The sequence below is a fragment of the Pseudomonas sp. v388 genome (assembly GCF_003935425.1).
Lineage (GTDB): Bacteria > Pseudomonadota > Gammaproteobacteria > Pseudomonadales > Pseudomonadaceae > Aquipseudomonas.
This window is the reverse complement of the sequence record NZ_RHQN01000010.1, coordinates 1-19,637: the sequence shown is the minus strand read 5'-3', so window position 1 is coordinate 19,637 and position 19,637 is coordinate 1. Positions and strand designations below refer to the sequence as shown.

Here is a 19,637-nt window from a genome sequence, read left to right as displayed (position 1 = left end):
TCATCAAGCACAGAGACCTTTGCTCTCTATAATATAAGGACTGCCCGCATGCCCGAATCGACAGGACTGATTGCCCACAACTGGGGCTTCGCCATTTTCCTTTTGGGTGTTGTCGGCCTCTGCGCCTTCATGCTCGGTCTGTCCAGCCTGCTCGGAAGCAAGGCCTGGGGCCGCAGCAAGAACGAACCTTTCGAGTCTGGCATGCTGCCTACCGGCAGTGCCCGGCTGCGTTTCTCCGCAAAATTCTATCTGGTCGCGATGCTTTTCGTGATCTTTGACATTGAAGCCCTTTTTCTCTTTGCCTGGTCTGTGTCCGTCCGCGAAAGCGGCTGGACCGGATTCGTCGAAGCTCTCGTTTTCATAGCAATTCTGTTGGCAGGTCTTGTCTACCTATGGCGGGTAGGGGCGCTCGATTGGGCTCCCGAAGGTCGTCGTACTCGGCAAGCGAAGCTAAAACAATGAGGCTTTGGCGATGCAATACAATCTCACCAGGATCGACCCGGATGCTCCTAATGAGCAGTATCCAATCGGCAAGCGGGAAACCGTTTCCGATCCGCTAGAAGATCAAGTCCACAAAAACATTTTCATGGGCAAGCTCGAAGACGTGCTGAGTGGCGCGGTCAACTGGGGTCGCAAGAACTCCCTTTGGCCGTACAACTTCGGCCTGTCGTGCTGCTATGTGGAAATGACCACGGCTTTCACCGCACCCCATGACATCGCGCGCTTCGGCGCTGAAGTCATTCGTGCATCACCGCGTCAGGCGGATTTCATGGTGATCGCCGGCACACCGTTCCTCAAGATGGCCCCCATCATTCAGCGCCTGTACGAACAGATGCTGGAACCCAAGTGGGTCATTTCCATGGGCGCGTGTGCCAACTCCGGTGGCATGTACGACATCTATTCCGTGGTTCAGGGAGTCGACAAGTTCCTCCCTGTGGATGTCTACGTGCCCGGCTGCCCGCCCCGACCCGAGGCATTTCTGCAAGGCCTGATGCTTTTGCAGGAATCGATCGGCCAGGAGCGTCGTCCCCTTTCCTGGGTCGTCGGTGATCAAGGCGTGTACCGCGCCGACATGCCGTCGCAAAAGGAACAGCGCCGCGAACAGCGTATCCAGGTCACAAACCTGCGCAGCCCCGACGAAGTCTGATACAGCCCGTTCTTCTTATAAAAAAGACAGGAACCGGGTTGACTCTGTACGTTGACCGAAGTGATTGAGACCTATGACTGCAGACACCGCTCTGTACATCCCGCCTTACAAGGCTGACGACCAAGATGTCGTCGTTGAACTGTCCACCCGATTCGGCGCCGAGGCTTTCACAGCCCAGCCGACCCGCACCGGCATGCCGGTCCTGTGGGTCGAGCGAGCGCGGCTGGTCGAGGTACTGACTTTCCTGCGTCAGGTAGCCAAACCCTACTCGATGCTCTACGACCTGCACGGCGTCGACGAGCGCCTGCGCACTCATCGCCGTGGCCTGCCGGGCGCTGACTTCACGGTGTTCTACCACCTGCTGTCGGTGGAACGTAACAGCGACGTGATGATCAAGGTGGCGCTGTCCGAAGCGGACCTGAGCCTGCCCAGCGTCACCAGCATCTGGCCGAACGCCAACTGGTACGAGCGCGAAGTGTGGGACATGTACGGGATCGACTTCCCGGGCCACCCGCACCTGAGCCGCATCATGATGCCGCCGACCTGGGAAGGTCACCCACTGCGCAAGGACTTCCCGGCCCGTGCCACCGAGTTCGACCCCTACAGCCTGACCCTCGCCAAACAGCAGCTGGAAGAAGAAGCCGCACGCTTCCGTCCGGAAGACTGGGGCATGAAGCGTTCGGGCAAGAACGAGGACTACATGTTCCTCAACCTGGGTCCGAACCACCCTTCGGCGCACGGTGCATTTCGCATCATTCTGCAGCTGGACGGCGAAGAAATCGTCGATTGCGTCCCGGACATCGGCTACCACCACCGTGGTGCCGAAAAGATGGCCGAGCGTCAGTCCTGGCACAGCTTCATTCCCTACACCGACCGCATCGATTACCTGGGCGGGGTGATGAACAACCTGCCCTATGTACTGGCCGTCGAAAAGCTGGCCGGGATCAAGGTGCCGGAGAAGGTCGACACGATCCGCATCATGCTGGCCGAGTTCTTCCGCATCACCAGCCACCTGCTGTTCCTGGGAACATACATCCAGGACGTGGGCGCCATGACGCCGGTGTTCTTCACCTTTACCGACCGCCAGCGGGCCTACACCGTGATCGAAGCCATCACCGGGTTCCGTCTGCACCCAGCCTGGTACCGGATCGGCGGCGTTGCCCACGACCTGCCCCGCGGCTGGGAAAAGCTGGTCAAGGACTTCATCGAGTGGATGCCCAAGCGTCTCGACGAATACCAGAAGGCAGCGCTGGACAACAGCATCCTGCGCGGCCGGACCATCGGCGTCGCGGCCTATAACACCAAAGAAGCGCTGGAGTGGGGCGTCACCGGCGCCGGCCTGCGTTCCACCGGTCTGGACTTCGATATCCGCAAGGCGCGTCCGTACTCGGGTTACGAGAACTTCGAGTTCGAAGTGCCGCTGGCCGTCAACGGCGATGCCTACGACCGCTGCATCGTGCGCGTCGAAGAAATGCGCCAGAGCCTGAAGATCATCGAGCAATGCATGCGCAACATGCCCGAAGGCCCGTACAAGGCGGATCACCCGCTGACCACGCCGCCGCCCAAAGAGCGCACGCTGCAGCACATCGAAACCTTGATCACGCACTTCCTGCAGGTTTCGTGGGGTCCGGTCATGCCGGCCAACGAGTCCTTCCAGATGATCGAAGCGACCAAGGGCATCAACAGTTATTACCTGACGAGCGACGGCGGCACCATGAGCTACCGTACCCGGATTCGCACCCCAAGCTTCCCGCACCTGCAGCAGATCCCTTCGGTGATCAAAGGCAGCATGGTCGCGGACTTGATCGCGTACCTGGGTAGTATCGATTTCGTTATGGCCGACGTGGACCGCTAAGCATGAACAGCCCGCTAATCCAGACAGACCGTTTCGCCCTGAGTGAAACCGAGCGCTCGGCCATCGAGCATGAAATGCATCACTACGAGGACCCGCGCGCGGCGTCCATCGAAGCCCTGAAAATCGTACAGAAGGAACGCGGCTGGGTGCCGGACGGCGCCGTCTACGCCATCGGCGAGCTGCTGGGCATTCCCGCCAGCGACGTGGAAGGCGTGGCGACGTTCTACAGCCAGATCTTCCGCCAGCCGGTCGGGCGCCACATCATTCGTGTCTGCAACAGCATGGTGTGCTTCATCGGCGGCCACGAATCGGTGGTCGACGAAATCCAGAACTCGCTGGGCATCGGCCTGGGCCAGACTACCGCCGATGGCCGTTTCACGCTGCTGCCGGTGTGCTGCCTGGGCAACTGTGACAAGGCTCCGGCCGTGATGGTCGACGACGACACTTTCGGCGATGTACAGCCTGCTGGCGTTGCCAAGATGCTGGAGGGTTACCTATGACCATCACTTCTTTCGGCCCCGCCAACACCATTGCGCGCACGGCAGAAACCCATCCGCTGACCTGGCGCCTGCGCGATGATGGCGAGCCGGTCTGGCTAGACGAGTACCAGACCAAGGACGGCTATGCGGCCGCGCGCAAGGCACTGCTCGAACAGTCGCCGGACGACATCGTACAGGCCGTCAAGGATTCGGGCCTCAAGGGGCGCGGCGGTGCGGGCTTTCCCACCGGCGTCAAATGGGGCCTGATGCCCAAAGACGAATCCATGAACATCCGCTACCTGCTGTGCAACGCGGATGAAATGGAGCCCAACACCTGGAAAGACCGCATGCTGATGGAGCAACTGCCCCATCTGCTGGTCGAGGGCATGCTGATCAGTGCCAAGGCACTGAAAGCGTATCGCGGCTATATCTTCCTGCGTGGCGAATACGTCACCGCGGCCAAACACCTGAACCGTGCGGTCGCGGAAGCCAAGGCTGCCGGCCTGCTGGGCAAGAACATCCTGGGCACCGGTTTCGATTTCGAACTGTTCGTCCACACCGGCGCCGGCCGCTACATCTGCGGTGAAGAAACCGCACTGATCAACTCCCTGGAAGGCCGACGCGCCAACCCGCGCTCCAAGCCGCCCTTCCCCGCCGCTGTCGGTGTATGGGGCAAGCCGACGTGCGTCAATAACGTCGAGACCCTGTGCAACGTGCCCGCGATCGTCAACAACGGCAACGACTGGTACAAGTCGCTGGCCCGCGAAGGCAGCGAAGACCATGGCACCAAGCTGATGGGCTTCTCCGGCAAGGTCAAGAACCCTGGCCTCTGGGAACTGCCGTTCGGCGTGCAGGCCCGCGAACTGTTCGAAGACTACGCCGGCGGCATGCGCGATGGCTTCAAGCTCAAGTGCTGGCAGCCGGGCGGCGCCGGTACCGGGTTCCTGCTCCCGGAACATCTGGATGCCCAGATGTATGCCGGCGGCATTGCCAAGGTCGGCACCCGTATGGGTACCGGCCTGGCCATGGCGGTAGACGACTCGGTCAATATGGTTTCGCTGCTGCGCAACATGGAAGAGTTCTTCGCTCAGGAATCCTGCGGATTCTGCACGCCCTGCCGCGACGGCCTGCCGTGGAGCGTGAAGATGCTGCGCGCCATCGAGAAAGGCCAGGGACAACCTGGCGATATCGAGACGCTGCTGGGCCTGGTCAATTTCCTCGGCCCCGGCAAGACGTTCTGCGCCCACGCACCAGGCGCCGTGGAACCCTTGGGCAGCGCGATCAAATACTTCCGGTCGGAGTTCGAGGCAGGCATCGCGCCGGTCCGCACCGAGACCAACGCCCTGTACACGACGGCGAAAAGCCCGACCGCAGCCGGCGCATAACAAGACACACCGGTTGGCGGCCCAGCAGGCCGTCAACCCTGTAACTGCCGGCGCCCTCGCGGGCTGAGCAAGGCAGATACAACCGAGATTCCATTAGCCACGCCCGCTGACAACGGGCCAACGAAGAACTTTGAACCATGGCTACTATCCACGTAGACGGCAAAGCGCTTGAGGTCGATGGCGCGGACAACCTGTTACAGGCATGTCTGTCGCTGGGCCTCGACATCCCTTATTTCTGCTGGCACCCGGCCCTCGGCAGCGTTGGCGCCTGTCGCCAGTGCGCGGTCAAGCAGTACACCGACGAAAACGACACCCGTGGTCGTATCGTCATGTCCTGCATGACCCCTGCCACCGACAACACATGGATTTCCATCGATGACGATGAATCCAAGGCGTTCCGCGCCAGTGTGGTCGAATGGCTGATGACCAACCACCCTCACGACTGCCCGGTCTGCGAGGAAGGCGGTCACTGCCACTTGCAGGATATGACGGTGATGACCGGCCACAACGAGCGCCGTTATCGCTTCACCAAGCGCACCCACCAGAATCAGGAACTGGGGCCTTTCATCGCGCACGAGATGAACCGCTGCATCGCCTGCTATCGTTGCGTGCGTTTCTATAAGGACTACGCCGGCGGCACCGACCTGGGCGTGTTCGGCGCCCACGACAACGTGTACTTCGGTCGCGTTGAAGACGGCACGCTGGAAAGCGAGTTCTCCGGCAACCTTACCGAGGTCTGCCCGACCGGTGTGTTTACCGACAAGACTCACTCCGAGCGCTACAACCGCAAGTGGGACATGCAGTTCTCGCCGAGCATCTGCCACGGTTGCTCCAGCGGCTGCAACATCAGCCCCGGCGAGCGTTACGGCGAAATCCGGCGCATCGAGAACCGTTACAACGGTTCCGTGAACCAGTATTTCCTCTGTGACCGCGGTCGGTTCGGCTACGGCTATGTCAACCGCAAGGATCGTCCGCGCCAGCCGCTGCTGGCTCAAGGTCAGGTCAAGCTGAGCCTGGACCAGGCGCTGGACAAGGCCGCCGATCTGTTGCGCGGCCGCAATATCGTGGGTATCGGTTCGCCCCGCGCCAGCCTGGAAAGCAATTACGCCCTGCGTGAACTGGTGGGCGCCGAGCATTTCTACACCGGTATCGAAGCCGGTGAGCTGGAGCGTCTGCGCCTGATCCTTCAGGTACTGAACGACAGCCCGCTGCCGGTCCCGACCCTGCGCGACATCGAAGATCACGACGCCATTTTCGTCCTCGGCGAAGACCTCACCCAGACCGCCGCGCGCATGGCCCTGGGCCTGCGTCAGGCCGTCAAGGGCAAGGCCGAAGACATGGCTGCGGCCATGAAGGTCCAGCCGTGGCTGGATGCCGCGGTGAAGAACATCGGCCAGCACGAGCTGAACCCGCTGTTCATCGCCAGCCTGGCTGAAACCCGCCTGGACGATGTGGCGCAGGAATGCGTCCACGCCGCGCCGGACGACCTGGCCCGCATCGGTTTTGCCGTGGCCCACGCCCTGGATGCCAGCGCCCCGGCTGTGGAAGGTCTGGACGGCGAGGCCCTGGAGCTGGCACAACGCATCGCCGACGCATTGCTGGCGGCCAAGCGTCCACTGATCATCTCCGGCAGCTCGCTGGGCTCCAATGCACTGATCGAAGCGGCCGCGAACATCGCCAAAGCCCTGAAACTGCGCGACAAGCAAGGCTCTATCAGCCTGATCGTGCCGGAAGCCAACAGCATGGGCCTTGCCATGTTCGGCGGCGAGTCCGTCGATGCAGCGCTGCAGGCCGTGATCTCCGGCCAGGCCGACGCCATCGTCGTGCTGGAAAACGATCTCTATCGCCGAGTGGATGCCGCAACCGTCGATGCGGCACTGAACGCCGCCAAGGTGGTGATCGTCGCCGACCACCAGACCACGCCGACCACCGAGCGCGCCCATCTGGTCCTGCCTGCGGCCAGCTTCGCCGAAGGCGATGGTACGCTGGTCAGCCAGGAAGGCCGCGCCCAGCGCTTCTTCCAGGTATTCGATCCGACCTATCTGGACGCCGGGATTCTGGTTCACGAAGGCTGGCGCTGGCTGCACGCCCTGCGCGCCACCCTGCTGAATCAGCCGGTGGACTGGACGCAACTGGACCACGTCACCGCAGCCTGCGCCAGCAGCAGCGCTCAGCTGGCGGGTATCGTCAACGCCGCACCGTCCGCTTCGTTCCGCATCAAGGGCATGAAGCTGGCCCGCGAACCCCTGCGTTATAGCGGCCGCACTGCGATGCGCGCCAACATCAGCGTCCATGAACCGCGTACTCCGCAGGACAAGGACACCGCGTTCGCGTTCTCCATGGAAGGCTATTCGGGTTCGGCCGAGCCGCGTCAGCAGGTGCCGTTCGCCTGGTCGCCGGGCTGGAACTCGCCGCAGGCCTGGAACAAGTTCCAGGACGAAGTCGGTGGTCATTTGCGTGCCGGCGATCCGGGCACGCGCCTGATCGAAAGCAAAGGCGACGGCCTGAGCTGGTTCGCCAGCGTGCCCCGCGCCTTCTCGCCACAACGCGGAACCTGGCAGGTGGTGCCGTTCTTCCATCTGTTCGGCAGCGACGAGACTTCGTCACTGGCCGCGCCGGTTCAAGAGCGCATTCCTGAAGCTTACGTCGCCCTGGCCAAATCCGAAGCCGACCGTCTGGGTGTCAACGAGGGTGCCATGCTGAACGTAAGCGTCGCGGGCCAGACACTGCGTCTGCCGCTGCGCATCAACGAAGAACTGGGTGCCGGACTGGTCGCGTTGCCGGCAGGTCTGGCCGGCATTCCGGCGGCGATCTTCGGCAAAACCGTTGACGGTCTGCAGGAGGCGGCGCTATGAGCTGGTTTACCCCTGAAGTGATCGACGTGATCATCTCGGTTCTCAAGGCTATCGTCATCCTGCTGGCCGTGGTGATCTGCGGCGCCCTGCTCAGCTGGGTCGAGCGCCGTTTGCTCGCGCTCTGGCAGGATCGCTACGGTCCGAACCGCGTCGGTCCGTTCGGCGCTTTCCAGATCGCCGCAGACATGATCAAGATGTTCTTCAAGGAAGACTGGAACCCACCGTTCGCCGACAGGATGATCTTCACCCTGGCGCCGGTGGTGGCCATGAGTGCCTTGCTGATCGCCTTCGCCATCATCCCGATCACCCCGACCTGGGGCGTGGCCGACCTGAACATCGGCCTGCTGTTCTTCTTCGCCATGGCCGGCCTGTCGGTGTACGCCGTGTTGTTCGCCGGCTGGTCGAGCAATAACAAGTTCGCCCTGCTCGGCAGCCTGCGCGCCTCGGCACAGACCGTGTCCTATGAAGTGTTTATGGGCCTGGCGTTGATGGGTGTGGTGGTTCAGGCCGGCTCCTTCAACATGCGCGACATCGTTGAGTACCAGGCCCAGAACCTGTGGTTCATCATTCCGCAGTTCCTGGGTTTCTGTACCTTCTTCATCGCCGGCGTCGCCGTGACTCACCGTCACCCGTTCGACCAGCCCGAAGCGGAACAGGAACTGGCCGACGGCTACCACATCGAATACGCCGGCATGAAATGGGGCATGTTCTTCGTCGGTGAGTACATCGGCATCGTGCTGATCTCGGCGCTGCTGGTGACTCTGTTCTTCGGCGGCTGGCATGGCCCGTTCGACATCCTGCCTTCGCTCTCCTTCATGTGGTTCGCACTCAAGACCGCGTTCTTCATCATGCTGTTCATTTTGCTGCGCGCTTCCATTCCGCGTCCGCGCTATGACCAGGTGATGGATTTCAGCTGGAAATTCTGCCTGCCGCTGACCCTGATCAATCTGCTGGTAACTGCCGCAATCGTGTTGTTGAACACGCCTGCGGCAGGTCAGTGAGGACCTAACCATGCTCAAGTATCTATGGAATATCGTGCATGGCACCTACACCCAGGTTCGCAGCCTGGTGATGGTGTTCTCACATGCATTCCGCAAGCGCGACACCCTGCAGTACCCGGAAGAACAGGTCTACCTGCCGCCGCGCTACCGTGGCCGCATCGTCCTGACCCGCGACCCGGACGGCGAGGAGCGCTGCGTGGCCTGCAACCTGTGCGCCGTGGCCTGCCCGGTCGGGTGCATCTCGCTGCAGAAAGCCGAAACCGAAGACGGACGCTGGTACCCGGACTTCTTCCGGATCAACTTCTCGCGCTGCATCTTCTGCGGCATGTGCGAGGAAGCTTGTCCGACCACCGCGATCCAGCTGACGCCGGATTTCGAAATGGCCGACTTCAAGCGTCAGGACCTGGTCTACGAGAAGGAAGATCTGCTGATCTCCGGCCCAGGCAAGAACCCGGAATACAACTTCTACCGCGTTGCGGGCATGGCCGTTGCCGGCAAGCCCAAAGGCGCCGCGCAGAACGAAGCCGAGCCGATCAACGTCAAGAGCTTGCTGCCCTAAGGAAGTCCCGATGGAATTCGCTTTCTATTTCGCCTCCGGCATTGCGGTGGTGTCGACCCTTCGGGTGGTCACCAACACCAATCCGGTGCATGCCCTGCTCTACCTGATCATTTCGCTGATTGCCGTGGCCATGACGTTCTTCGCCCTGGGCGCACCGTTTGCCGGTGTGCTGGAAGTCATCGCCTACGCTGGCGCCATAATGGTGCTGTTCGTGTTCGTGGTCATGATGCTCAACCTGGGTCCGGCTTCGGTCGACCAGGAGCGTGCCTGGCTCAAGCCGGGTATCTGGCTCGGTCCGGTGATCCTGGGCGTGCTGCTGCTCGGTGAACTGCTGTATGTGCTGTTCGCCAACCCTAGCGGCGCCGCCATCGGTCATACCACTGTCGACGCCAAGGCGGTCGGGATCAGCCTGTTCGGTCCTTACCTGCTGGTGGTGGAGCTTGCTTCGATGCTGCTGCTCGCCGCTGCGGTAACCGCGTTCCACCTGGGTCGTGAAGAAGCCCGGCAAGAAGGAGCCAAGCCATGAATGCAATTCCCCTCGAACATGGGCTGGCGGTTGCCGGCGTCCTGTTCTGCCTGGGTCTGGTCGGTCTGATGGTGCGTCGCAACATCCTTTTCGTGCTCATGAGCCTGGAAGTGATGATGAACGCATCGGCACTGGCGTTCGTAGTAGCCGGTAGCCGCTGGGCGCAGCCGGATGGACAGGTCATGTTCATTCTGGTGATCACCCTGGCCGCGGCCGAGGCCAGTATCGGCCTGGCGATCCTGATGCAACTGTATCGCCGCTTCCACACTCTCGATATCGATGCTGCCAGCGAGATGCGCGGATGAATCTTCTCTTTCTGACTTTCGTATTTCCCCTCATCGGTTTTCTGCTGCTGTCGTTCTCACGCGGTCGCATCTCGGAAAACCTCGCGGCGCTGATTGGCGTCGGCTCCATCGGCCTCTCCGCCATCGTGACCGCCTGGGTCATCTGGCAATTCAACGTGGCACCACCTGAAGGCGGTCACTACACCCAAGTGCTGTGGCGCTGGATGGACGTCGACGGTTTCCAGCCCAACTTTGCGCTGTACCTGGACGGCCTGTCGGTCACCATGCTGGGCGTGGTGGTCGGCGTCGGTTTCCTGATCCATCTGTTCGCTTCGTGGTACATGCGCGGCGAAGAGGGTTACTCGCGCTTCTTCTCCTACACCAACCTGTTCATTGCCAGCATGCTGTTCCTGGTACTGGGCGATAACCTGCTGTTCATCTACTTCGGTTGGGAAGGCGTGGGCCTGTGCAGTTACCTGTTGATCGGTTTCTACTACAGCAACCGCAACAACGGTAACGCCGCACTCAAGGCGTTCATCGTGACCCGGATCGGCGACGTGTTCATGGCTATCGGCCTGTTCATCCTGTTCCAGCAACTGGGTACGCTCAACGTGCAGGAGTTGCTGGTCCGCGCGCCGGAGCACTTCAAGGTCGGCGACTTCTGGATCGTGCTGGCGACCCTGATGCTGCTTGGTGGTGCAGTCGGTAAATCCGCACAGCTGCCGCTGCAGACCTGGCTGGCAGACGCGATGGCCGGCCCGACGCCGGTTTCGGCACTGATCCACGCCGCGACCATGGTGACCGCAGGCGTCTACCTGATCGCCCGTACCCACGGCCTGTTCGCCTTGGCGCCCGACATCCTGCACCTGGTGGGTATCGTCGGCGGTGTGACACTGGTGCTGGCCGGTTTCGCGGCTCTGGTGCAGACCGACATCAAGCGTATCCTCGCCTACTCGACCATGAGCCAGATCGGCTACATGTTCCTGGCGCTGGGCGTAGGTGCCTGGGAAGGCGCGATCTTCCACCTGATGACCCACGCGTTCTTCAAGGCGCTGCTGTTCCTCGCCTCCGGCGCGGTGATCGTTGCCTGCCACCACGAGCAGAACATCTTCAAGATGGGCGGCCTGTGGAAAAAACTGCCACTGGCCTACGCCAGCTTCATCGTCGGGGGTGCCGCACTGGCCGCACTGCCGTTGCTGACCGCCGGTTTCTATTCCAAGGACGAGATTCTCTGGGAAGCTTTCGCCAGCGGGCATAACGGGTTGTTGTATGCGGGTCTGGTCGGCGCGTTCATGACGTCGCTCTATACCTTCCGCCTGATCTTCATCGCGTTCCACGGCAAGCAGCAGACCGAGGCGCATGCCGGTCACGGTATCGCTCATTGGCTGCCGCTGTCGGTCCTGATCGTGCTGTCGACCTTCATCGGTGCCTTGATCACCCCGCCATTGGCCGATGTGCTGCCGCAAAGCGTCGGCCACGCGGGCGGCGAAGCCAAGCACAGTCTGGAAATCGCGTCGGGTGCCATCGCTCTGGCGGGAATCCTGCTGGCAGCGTTGCTGTTCCTGGGCAAGCGTCGTTTCGTAACGGCAATCGCCAACAGTGCGCCGGGTCGTTTCCTCACCACATGGTGGTTCGCGGCCTGGGGCTTCGACTGGATCTACGACAAGCTGTTCGTCAAACCCTATCTGGCGATCAGCCGCCTGCTGCGTGGCGACCCGTTCGACCGCACCATCGGCCTGATCCCGCGCCTGGTCAAAGGCGGTCATGACACCATGAGCCGCACTGAAACCGGCCAGCTGCGTTGGTATGCTGCCTCGATTGCCGCCGGTGCCGTTCTGGTACTGGGTGCCGTCGTTCTGGTTGCGGTCTGACATGAACCTTGCGAATTTGCGAAAGGAATTGAGCCCGTCATGATTCTGCCTTGGCTAATCCTGATCCCCTTTATCGGCGGCCTGCTGTGCTGGCTGGGTGAGCGCTTCGGCCCTACCCTGCCGCGCTGGATCGCGCTGCTGACCATGACCCTGGAACTGGCCCTGGGCCTTTGGCTCTGGGCCACCGGCAACTACAGCCTGGCGCCGATACCCGGCGCCGATCCGACCTGGACCCTGGAATTCCACCGCCAGTGGATCTCACGCTTCGGCATCGACCTGCATCTGGCACTCGACGGCCTGTCGCTGCTGATGATCCTGCTCACCGGCCTGCTCGGTGTGCTGTCGGTGCTGTGCTCGTGGAAAGAAATCCAGCGCAAGGTCGGTTTCTTCCACCTGAACCTGATGTGGATCCTGGGCGGCGTCGTCGGCGTGTTCCTGGCCATCGACCTGTTCCTGTTCTTCTTCTTCTGGGAAATGATGCTGGTGCCGATGTACTTCCTCATCGCGCTCTGGGGTCACAGTTCCTCGGACGGCAAGAAGACCCGGATCTACGCGGCTACCAAGTTCTTCATCTTCACTCAGGCCAGCGGCCTGATCATGCTGGTGGCGATCCTGGGCCTGGTGCTGGTGCACTTCAATCAGACCGGCGTGCTGACGTTCTCCTACGCCGACTTGCTCAAGACCCAGCTGGCACCCGGTACCGAGTACATCCTGATGCTGGGCTTCTTCATTGCCTTCGCGGTGAAGCTGCCGGTTGTGCCGTTTCACTCCTGGCTGCCGGATGCCCACGCACAGGCGCCGACCGCAGGTTCCGTCGACCTTGCCGGTATCCTGCTCAAGACCGCTGCCTACGGCCTGCTGCGTTTTGCCCTGCCGCTGTTCCCCAATGCATCGGCGGAATTCGCGCCGATCGCCATGGGCCTGGGTCTGGTCGGCATTTTCTACGGCGCCTTCCTGGCATTCGCCCAGACCGATATCAAACGTCTGATCGCGTTCTCCAGCGTTTCGCACATGGGCTTCGTGCTGATCGGTATCTACTCGGGCAGCCAGCAGGCGTTGCAAGGCGCAGTGATCCAGATGCTTGCGCACGGTCTGTCGGCCGCCGCGCTGTTTATCCTCAGCGGCCAGCTGTATGAGCGTCTGCACACCCGTGACATGCGCGAGATGGGCGGCCTTTGGTCGCGCATCGCGTACCTGCCGGCCATCAGCCTGTTCTTCGCAGCAGCATCCCTCGGGCTGCCGGGCACCGGTAACTTCGTCGGTGAATTCCTGATCCTGCTGGGTTCGTTCGTCAGCTCGCCGTGGATCACCGCAGTGGCGACGTCCGGCCTGGTGTTCGGTTCGGTGTACTCGCTGATCATGATTCACCGTGCCTACTTCGGCCCGTCCCAGTCCGATGAGATCCTCAAGGGCATGGACGGACGGGAACTGATCATGGTGTTGGGCCTGGCCGTGTTGCTGATCGTGCTCGGGGTTTTCCCGCAGCCGTTCCTCGACACCTCTGCAGCGACCATGCATGGCGTGCAGCAATGGCTAGGCACTGCCTTCACTCAACTCGCTTCGGCCCGGTAAGAGCGCTATGGACCTGACGATTCAACACTTTATTGCGCTTGCTCCACTGCTGATCACCAGCATCACGATTGTCGTGGTGATGCTGGCGATCGCATGGCGCCGCAATCACTCGCAAACCTTCCTGCTGTCGGTAGCGGGCCTCAACCTGGCTCTGCTATCGATTTACCCGGCGCTGAAAGTCGCCCCGCTGGCGGTGACGCCGCTGCTGCAGATCGACAGCTTCGCCTGCCTGTACATGGCGATCATCCTGGCCTCTACCCTGGCGTGTGTGACCATGGCTCACGCTTACCTGGGTGATGACAAGGTGGGTTACCCGGGTAATCGCGAAGAACTCTATCTGCTGATTCTGCTGGCAGCCGCCGGTGGCCTGGTACTGGTCAGCGCGCAGCACCTGGCGGGCCTGTTCATTGGCCTGGAGTTGCTGTCGGTGCCGGTCTATGGGCTGGTGGCTTATGCGTTCTTCAACAAACGCTCGCTGGAAGGCGGCATCAAGTACATGGTGCTGTCGGCGGCTGGCTCCGCGTTCCTGCTGTTCGGCATGGCGCTGCTGTACGCCGATGCAGGCTCACTGAGCTTCACGGGGATCGGCATGGCCATCGCCGCCACCGGTATGCCGAGCGCACTGGCCAGCCTGGGCCTGGCGATGATGGTGGTCGGTCTGGCGTTCAAGCTGTCGCTGGTACCGTTCCACTTGTGGACGCCGGACGTGTACGAAGGTGCGCCGGCTCCGGTCGCCGCCTTCCTGGCAACGACCAGCAAGGTTGCGGTGTTCGCGGTGCTGGTGCGACTGTTCCAGATTTCCCCGGCTGCCAGCAGCGGCGTACTGCATGACGTGCTGGCGGTAATCGCGGTGGCCTCGATCCTGATCGGCAACCTGTTGGCCCTGACCCAGACCAACCTCAAGCGTCTGCTGGGCTATTCGTCCATCTCGCACTTCGGTTACCTGATGATCGCCCTGGTGGCGAGCAAAGGCATGGCGGTGGAAGCCATCGGCGTGTATCTGGCGACCTACGTGCTCACGTCCCTGGGCGCGTTCGGCGTGATCACCATGATGTCTTCGCCTTACAGCGGGCGTGATGCCGATGCGATGTTCGAATACCGCGGCCTCTTCTGGCGCCGTCCGTACCTGACCGCCGTCATGACCCTGATGATGCTGTCGCTGGCCGGTATCCCGCTGACCGCGGGCTTTATCGGCAAGTTCTACATGATCGCGACCGGCGTCGAATCGCAGCTGTGGTGGCTGATCGGAGCCTTGGTGCTGGGTAGCGCCATCGGCCTGTTCTACTACCTGCGCGTGATGGTCACCATGTATCTGGTGGACGCCAAGCTGCCACGCCACGATGCGGCCTTTAACTGGGCGCAGCGTACCGGCGGTGTGATGTTGCTGGCGGTAGCGATCCTGACTTTCGTACTGGGTGTGTATCCGCAGCCGTTGCTGGATCTGGTGGTCAACGCCGGGCTGCACATGGCGAGCTGATCCTGCCGAAAATAAAAAACCCTGCACATGTGCAGGGTTTTTTTTGCTTCGATTTCTGTCAGCCCGGTAAGCGCACGGTTTTCTTCGAACCGGCGAAGATGCCCCACGTCGACATGAACAACGCGGCTACCAACGGCCCGATCACAAAACCGTTGAGGCCGAATACCGCCATCCCGCCGAGGGTGGAGATCAGGATCAGGTAGTCCGGCATTCGCGTGTCCTTGCCCACCAGGATCGGCCGCAACACGTTATCAACCAGTCCGATCACGAAGACCCCGAACAGCGCCAGGACCACGCCTTGCCAGATCATGCCGCTGAGCAGGAAGTACACCGCCACGGGAGCCCAGACGATGCCCGCTCCTACTGCCGGCAGCAGGGACAGGAACGCCATGATCACCGCCCAGAGCAACGCGCTGGGAATGTCCAGCACCCAGAAAATGAAACCGCCCAGAGCACCTTGAGTGACGGCCACGACGACGTTGCCCTTGACCGTGGCGCGCACGACGCGGGTGAACTTGAGTTGCAGACGGCGCTTCTGTTGTTCGGCCAGGGGAACGGCAGTACGCAACTTGCGCACCAGCTCCTGGCCATCGCGCAGAAAAAAGAACAGCAGGTAAAGCATGATGAAGAAGCTCACCACGAAATCGAACGTTCCCTGCCCGAAACTGAACGCCTGAGTGGCCAGGTACTGACTGCCTGTCATTGCACCCTTGGCAATCTTGTCACGCAAGCCATTGAGGTCGCCCATGCCCATTCGATCCAGAAGCGTCTGGAGCGATCCTGGGAGCAGATCCTTGAACTCCGCCAGATAGCCGGCGATGTCCAGTTGACCGGACTCGACGTTCTTGTACAGCACGGTCCCTTCCTGAACCAGCAACGCGCTGATCACGATCACCGGCAAGATGGCGATGACCAGACAGATGAGCAGCGTGCACAGGGACGTGACATTACGTGAGCGGTTGAGTCGCAGCTGAAGGCGGCGCTGCACGGGCGCAAAGATGATCCCCAGGATCACTGCCCAGAACACCGCACCGTAGAACGGCAGCAGTATCCAGATGAAAGCGATAGTGACCAGCACTACCAGTAGCAAAAGGGTTTTGTATTGAATCGTGGATTCGTTCATGTCCTGTCCATGTCTTAGCCCGTGCGTTGCGCCCGGTCTAGAGCTTAGTCAGCCAGGATTCCCACGAGTGCCCCAGGCAATGCATCGATAGGCAGGATGTTGATCTGGGGAGTGACAGGTGTCTTGTTGCCTTGAGGGTCGCGTACCGCCATGCGCCCGCTCAAGGCGCGCTGCGCTCGGGCAGGACAATGCTGACGCGCAGCCCGCCCAAGGGGCTTTCGAGCATAGCCAGCCGACCACCCCAGGCTTCGACGATATCCCGCACGATGCCCAGCCCAAGCCCATGCCCCGAGGTCTGCTCATCGAGGCGAATGCCGCGGCTGCAGACTTCCTCGCGTTTGGACTGGGGAATCCCCGGGCCGTCGTCATCGATACACAGGCAGTAGCCTTGGCCCTGCGCGGTGATGTTCAGACGCACCTGGCTGTCAGCCCACTTGCAGGCGTTGTCGAGCAGGTTTCCGAGGACCTCGAGGATGTCTTCGCGGTCCCACGGCAGCTGCACGCCGGGCGCGACGTCGTTGATCAGATCCAGATGCCCGCCGTGGATCATGCGCAGGGTTTCAAACAGGCTGGTCAGCTCGACATCGCAATCGAAACAGGCGCCCGGCAACGCGTCGCCGGACAAGCGGGCACGATTGAGTTCACGCTCCAGCCGCAAGCGGATGTTTTCCAGCTGCTCCTGCAAGGTCTTGCGCAGGCCGGGATGAGCATCCAGTTGCTCGCTGGATGCCAGGCTGAGCAACACCGCCAAAGGGGTTTTCAGCGCGTGACCCAGGTTGCCCAGTGCATTGCGCGAGCGTTTGAGGCTGTCTTCAGTGTGGGCCAGAAGGTGATTGATCTGGGCAACGAGCGGCTCGAGTTCGAGAGGTACTTCATCATCCAGTTGGGAGCGCTGCCCCTGCTGCAACTGGGAGATCTGTTCGCGCACACGCTCAAGCGGTCGCAAGGCGCGGCGCACGGTTACCCGCTGCAGGAACAATACGATCAACAAGGCCGCGAGCCCCATTGCGAAACCGATCTGTTGGAGGCGCTTGAAACTGGCCCTTACCGGCGTGTAGTCCTGGGCCACGGTGATGGTGATCTGCTGACCGAACTTGCGATATTCCTCGGTCAGTATCAGCAGTGATTGCCCGGTGTGGCCCAGCTCAAGATTCGCATGCAGGCCGGTAGCCTGTGGTTCGGGCAGCTCGAAGTCCCACAACGAGCGGGACCGCCAGTGACCGTCGGCGAAATCGATCCGGAAATAGTGCCCTGACAATGGACGCTGATAGGCCCCGGACAAGCGATGCTCGTCCAGTTGCATGCCCACCGGACCGCGGGCCAGGGCTACCAGCAGATTCTCGCTTTCATTGCGCAGGCCGGATTCGAGATAGCGCTGCAGACCCAGCTCGAACAGCCAGAGGCTGGTCTGGGTCATGATCAGTCCGACCACGACCAGAACGGCTATCAAGCCAAGGCTCAGGCGCCGCTGGATCGACCTCAAGCGCCCGCACCACCGTACAGATAGCCCTGACCACGGCGGGTCTCGACGACGCCACGACCCAGCTTGCGCCGCAGGTGGTTGACGTGAACCTCGATGACGTTGGAGTCTCGCTCGTTCTCACCGTCGTAGAGGTGTTCGGAGAGATGACTTTTGGAAAGAATCTGCTCGGGATGCAGCATGAAATAACGCAGCAGCCTGAACTCCGCGGAAGTCAGCTGGATGTCGGCACCGTCCTTGATGACGCACTGACGACCTTCATCGAGGTGCAGGCCGGCCGACTCCAGTGTTGGCTGGTTGGCCAGTCCGTGAGACCGACGCAGCAGAGCCTGGATGCGCAGTTGCAACTCTTCCGGATGGAATGGCTTGGTGAGGTAATCATCCGCTCCGGCTTTCAAACCTTCGATCCGTTCCGACCAGGAACCGCGTGCCGTCAGAATGAGCACCGGGACCGACAGGCCCTTGGAGCGCCATTGCTCCAGCACTTCAAGGCCAGGCACGCCTGGCAAGCCCAGATCCAGCACGATAAGGTCGTAGGGCTCACTGGCGCCTTGATAGACCGCATCGCGACCGTCCGACAGCCAGTCCACGGCATAGCCCTGACGCCCGAGGGCCGCGATCAATTCATCGGCCAGGGGCACGTTGTCCTCAACCAGCAGCAACCGCATCAGTCTTCCTCATCTTTCAACAATCGTCCGTCGCGTGCGTCGAACTTGATCTCGCGAACAATCCCATTGGGTGTCAGCAGTTCGAACTCATACACGTAGCGGTCATGTTTTTCTTCCAGCTCGGCTTCCAGCAACCTGGCGCCTGGATGGTAACTCAGGGCACGCTCGATAAAATGTTCCAGCGGTTGAATAACTCCGCGCTGCCTTAACTGCAGCGCTTCGTCCTGGTTCAGATCCCTGGCGTGTGCAGCCGTACAAACCAGACTACAGCCCACAATGATGCACAAGCGTGCATTGGCGTTCATTAATTGTCCTGATGATTCTTGTAGACCTGACCTGTTACCGCATCCAGTTCCAGGTCCCAGTCGACACCCTGGGTGTCACGCAGTTCTACTTGATAGACGTAGTTGCCGTATTCGTTTTCGAGTTCAGTGTCAGTGATGGTTGCGCCCGGATGAGTCGCCAACGCCGCCTCGTTGAGTTTCGACAGCGCCTGGATCGTACCGGTGTCCTGAAGCTTTTGCGCCTCAGATGTATCGATGTCCCGCGCCACTGCAGAGTTTGCAGTAACAGCCAGCGTTGCGGCAGTCAGCAACGTCGTGAACATTTTCATTATCAGCCTCCGTTGGCGATAGGTTTTACAGGCACCAGCTTAACCTGGACAACTTAATTCAAACTGAAGAGATCTGGCCACATGCCATCAATGTGTTGCCGCCTGGCGCCCTGCTCCAGCCCCAGGCATGGTCTTTCACTTGATAGCTGTTAAACTCGCGTCCTGCTTTAATCGCTCAGGCGATTGCCATTATTTCAGAGCTCATACATCGTGGAAATTTTTAAAGAGTTTACTTTTGAGTCAGCGCACCGGCTCCCTCATGTGCCCGAGGGGCATAAATGCGGTCGTCTGCACGGTCATTCGTTCCGGGTTGGCATTCACCTCAGCGGGGATGTTGACCCGCATACTGGATGGATCCGTGACTTCTCCGAGATAAAGGCTATTTTCAAGCCCTTGTATGAGCGTCTGGATCACAACTATCTGAATGACATCCCAGGTCTGGAGAATCCTACCAGCGAGATATTGGCCAAATGGATCTGGAATGAACTCAAGCCGTTGCTGCCGGAGCTTTCAAAGGTGCGCATCCACGAGACATGCACCAGCGGATGTGAGTATCGCGGCGATTGAGTCCATGGTGCTTTGCAGAAGCCACCCTAGCGGTGGTTTTTTATTGCCTGAAGGGTTGAGGTGACTGAAGGCCGCATGAACATGCGGCCTTTTTTGTGGCTGGAGTTTGTCGGCGGATGTTCCTGATCAGCATGCTGCTGTAGGAGCGAGCTTGCTCGCGAAGGCGTCATTCCGG

Annotated in this window: 19 protein-coding genes; 14 read left to right on the top strand and 5 right to left on the bottom strand. The window is 60.9% G+C overall.

All coding sequences use genetic code 11. From position 1 onward, the window contains the following. Positions 1-48 precede the first annotated feature (48 nt). The 13 genes from EGJ27_RS21290 to nuoN all read left to right on the top strand — a co-directional run bounded on the left by EGJ27_RS21290 (position 49) and on the right by nuoN (position 15,011). Positions 49-462: an NADH-quinone oxidoreductase subunit A gene (locus EGJ27_RS21290; RefSeq protein ID WP_125832732.1), complete on the top strand. Its 414-nt coding sequence runs from the start codon at positions 49-51 to the stop codon at positions 460-462. A gap of 10 nt (positions 463-472) precedes the next feature. Further along, positions 473-1,147, top strand: coding sequence for an NADH-quinone oxidoreductase subunit B family protein (locus EGJ27_RS21285; protein WP_125832731.1), 675 nt, complete (start codon positions 473-475; stop codon positions 1,145-1,147). A gap of 73 nt (positions 1,148-1,220) precedes the next feature. Then, positions 1,221-3,002 (top strand): NADH-quinone oxidoreductase subunit C/D, encoded by a 1,782-nt coding sequence (nuoC, locus tag EGJ27_RS21280; RefSeq protein WP_125832730.1) that lies wholly within the window; start codon positions 1,221-1,223, stop codon positions 3,000-3,002. Between the two features lie 2 nt (positions 3,003-3,004). Next, positions 3,005-3,502, top strand: a complete 498-nt coding sequence (gene nuoE, locus EGJ27_RS21275; RefSeq protein ID WP_125832729.1) for an NADH-quinone oxidoreductase subunit NuoE — start codon at positions 3,005-3,007, stop codon at positions 3,500-3,502. Further along, positions 3,499-4,866, top strand: coding sequence for an NADH-quinone oxidoreductase subunit NuoF (nuoF, locus tag EGJ27_RS21270; RefSeq protein WP_125832728.1), 1,368 nt, complete (start codon positions 3,499-3,501; stop codon positions 4,864-4,866). The genes nuoE and nuoF overlap by 4 nt, the downstream gene beginning before the upstream one ends. A gap of 137 nt (positions 4,867-5,003) precedes the next feature. Beyond that, a complete protein-coding gene (gene nuoG, locus EGJ27_RS21265) occupies positions 5,004-7,721 on the top strand; it encodes an NADH-quinone oxidoreductase subunit NuoG (RefSeq protein ID WP_125832727.1) in 2,718 nt (905 codons plus the stop codon). Continuing rightward, complete coding sequence (gene nuoH / locus EGJ27_RS21260; RefSeq protein ID WP_125832726.1) at positions 7,718-8,722, top strand: NADH-quinone oxidoreductase subunit NuoH; 1,005 nt, start codon at positions 7,718-7,720, stop codon at positions 8,720-8,722. The genes nuoG and nuoH overlap by 4 nt, the downstream gene beginning before the upstream one ends. 10 nt (positions 8,723-8,732) lie before the next feature. Further along, positions 8,733-9,281, top strand: a complete 549-nt coding sequence (gene nuoI / locus EGJ27_RS21255; protein WP_125832725.1) for an NADH-quinone oxidoreductase subunit NuoI — start codon at positions 8,733-8,735, stop codon at positions 9,279-9,281. A gap of 10 nt (positions 9,282-9,291) precedes the next feature. Beyond that, the gene (gene nuoJ, locus EGJ27_RS21250) at positions 9,292-9,807 is read left to right on the top strand and encodes an NADH-quinone oxidoreductase subunit J (protein ID WP_125832724.1); all 516 of its coding nucleotides are present in this window, start codon (positions 9,292-9,294) and stop codon (positions 9,805-9,807) included. After that, positions 9,804-10,112 (top strand): NADH-quinone oxidoreductase subunit NuoK, encoded by a 309-nt coding sequence (gene nuoK / locus EGJ27_RS21245; protein ID WP_125832723.1) that lies wholly within the window; start codon positions 9,804-9,806, stop codon positions 10,110-10,112. The genes nuoJ and nuoK overlap by 4 nt, the downstream gene beginning before the upstream one ends. After that, entirely contained in the window at positions 10,109-11,962 is a 1,854-nt protein-coding gene (nuoL, locus tag EGJ27_RS21240) for an NADH-quinone oxidoreductase subunit L (protein WP_125832722.1), read from the top strand. Before nuoK ends, nuoL begins: the two co-directional genes overlap by 4 nt. A gap of 39 nt (positions 11,963-12,001) precedes the next feature. Continuing rightward, positions 12,002-13,534 (top strand): NADH-quinone oxidoreductase subunit M, encoded by a 1,533-nt coding sequence (gene nuoM, locus EGJ27_RS21235; protein WP_125832721.1) that lies wholly within the window; start codon positions 12,002-12,004, stop codon positions 13,532-13,534. A gap of 7 nt (positions 13,535-13,541) precedes the next feature. After that, entirely contained in the window at positions 13,542-15,011 is a 1,470-nt protein-coding gene (gene nuoN, locus EGJ27_RS21230; protein WP_125832720.1) for an NADH-quinone oxidoreductase subunit NuoN, read from the top strand. 58 nt (positions 15,012-15,069) lie between these two features. On the opposite strand, the gene EGJ27_RS21225 is transcribed toward nuoN, so the two are convergent. From EGJ27_RS21225 to EGJ27_RS21205, 5 genes are all read right to left on the bottom strand, one after another. Beyond that, positions 15,070-16,134 (bottom strand): AI-2E family transporter, encoded by a 1,065-nt coding sequence (locus EGJ27_RS21225; RefSeq protein WP_125832719.1) that lies wholly within the window; start codon positions 16,132-16,134, stop codon positions 15,070-15,072. Between the two features lie 160 nt (positions 16,135-16,294). Continuing rightward, on the bottom strand, positions 16,295-17,617 hold the full coding sequence (locus EGJ27_RS21220; protein ID WP_125832718.1) for an ATP-binding protein: 1,323 nt from the start codon (positions 17,615-17,617) through the stop codon (positions 16,295-16,297). Continuing rightward, positions 17,614-18,282 (bottom strand): response regulator transcription factor, encoded by a 669-nt coding sequence (locus tag EGJ27_RS21215; RefSeq protein WP_125832717.1) that lies wholly within the window; start codon positions 18,280-18,282, stop codon positions 17,614-17,616. Before EGJ27_RS21215 ends, EGJ27_RS21220 begins: the two co-directional genes overlap by 4 nt. Then, positions 18,282-18,587 carry a PepSY domain-containing protein gene (locus EGJ27_RS21210; protein ID WP_125832716.1) on the bottom strand — a complete coding sequence of 102 codons (306 nt, stop codon included), beginning with the start codon at positions 18,585-18,587 and terminating at the stop codon, positions 18,282-18,284. Before EGJ27_RS21210 ends, EGJ27_RS21215 begins: the two co-directional genes overlap by 1 nt. Next, a complete protein-coding gene (locus EGJ27_RS21205; RefSeq protein WP_125832715.1) occupies positions 18,587-18,895 on the bottom strand; it encodes a PepSY domain-containing protein in 309 nt (102 codons plus the stop codon). Before EGJ27_RS21205 ends, EGJ27_RS21210 begins: the two co-directional genes overlap by 1 nt. Positions 18,896-19,105: 210 nt before the next feature. Here EGJ27_RS21205 and queD point away from each other — a divergent pair, with 210 nt between their 5' ends. Then, positions 19,106-19,462, top strand: coding sequence for a 6-carboxytetrahydropterin synthase QueD (gene queD, locus EGJ27_RS21200; protein WP_125832714.1), 357 nt, complete (start codon positions 19,106-19,108; stop codon positions 19,460-19,462). The last annotated feature ends 175 nt before the right edge of the window (positions 19,463-19,637 follow it).

Excerpts from the sequence above, each read along its gene's own strand:
- nuoK (WP_125832723.1), top strand. The coding sequence starts at position 9,804 with ATGAATGCAATTCCCCTCGAACATGGGCTGGCGGTTGCCGGCGTCCTG.
- EGJ27_RS21205 (WP_125832715.1), bottom strand. The coding sequence starts at position 18,895 with ATGAAAATGTTCACGACGTTGCTGACTGCCGCAACGCTGGCTGTTACT.
- nuoF (WP_125832728.1), top strand. The coding sequence starts at position 3,499 with ATGACCATCACTTCTTTCGGCCCCGCCAACACCATTGCGCGCACGGCA.
- nuoC (WP_125832730.1), top strand. The coding sequence starts at position 1,221 with ATGACTGCAGACACCGCTCTGTACATCCCGCCTTACAAGGCTGACGAC.
- nuoN (WP_125832720.1), top strand. The coding sequence starts at position 13,542 with ATGGACCTGACGATTCAACACTTTATTGCGCTTGCTCCACTGCTGATC.
- EGJ27_RS21290 (WP_125832732.1), top strand. The coding sequence starts at position 49 with ATGCCCGAATCGACAGGACTGATTGCCCACAACTGGGGCTTCGCCATT.
- nuoG (WP_125832727.1), top strand. The coding sequence starts at position 5,004 with ATGGCTACTATCCACGTAGACGGCAAAGCGCTTGAGGTCGATGGCGCG.
- nuoE (WP_125832729.1), top strand. The coding sequence starts at position 3,005 with ATGAACAGCCCGCTAATCCAGACAGACCGTTTCGCCCTGAGTGAAACC.
- nuoJ (WP_125832724.1), top strand. The coding sequence starts at position 9,292 with ATGGAATTCGCTTTCTATTTCGCCTCCGGCATTGCGGTGGTGTCGACC.
- nuoI (WP_125832725.1), top strand. The coding sequence starts at position 8,733 with ATGCTCAAGTATCTATGGAATATCGTGCATGGCACCTACACCCAGGTT.
- nuoM (WP_125832721.1), top strand. The coding sequence starts at position 12,002 with ATGATTCTGCCTTGGCTAATCCTGATCCCCTTTATCGGCGGCCTGCTG.
- EGJ27_RS21285 (WP_125832731.1), top strand. The coding sequence starts at position 473 with ATGCAATACAATCTCACCAGGATCGACCCGGATGCTCCTAATGAGCAG.
- EGJ27_RS21225 (WP_125832719.1), bottom strand. The coding sequence starts at position 16,134 with ATGAACGAATCCACGATTCAATACAAAACCCTTTTGCTACTGGTAGTG.
- nuoL (WP_125832722.1), top strand. The coding sequence starts at position 10,109 with ATGAATCTTCTCTTTCTGACTTTCGTATTTCCCCTCATCGGTTTTCTG.
- EGJ27_RS21215 (WP_125832717.1), bottom strand. The coding sequence starts at position 18,282 with ATGCGGTTGCTGCTGGTTGAGGACAACGTGCCCCTGGCCGATGAATTG.
- EGJ27_RS21210 (WP_125832716.1), bottom strand. The coding sequence starts at position 18,587 with ATGAACGCCAATGCACGCTTGTGCATCATTGTGGGCTGTAGTCTGGTT.
- nuoH (WP_125832726.1), top strand. The coding sequence starts at position 7,718 with ATGAGCTGGTTTACCCCTGAAGTGATCGACGTGATCATCTCGGTTCTC.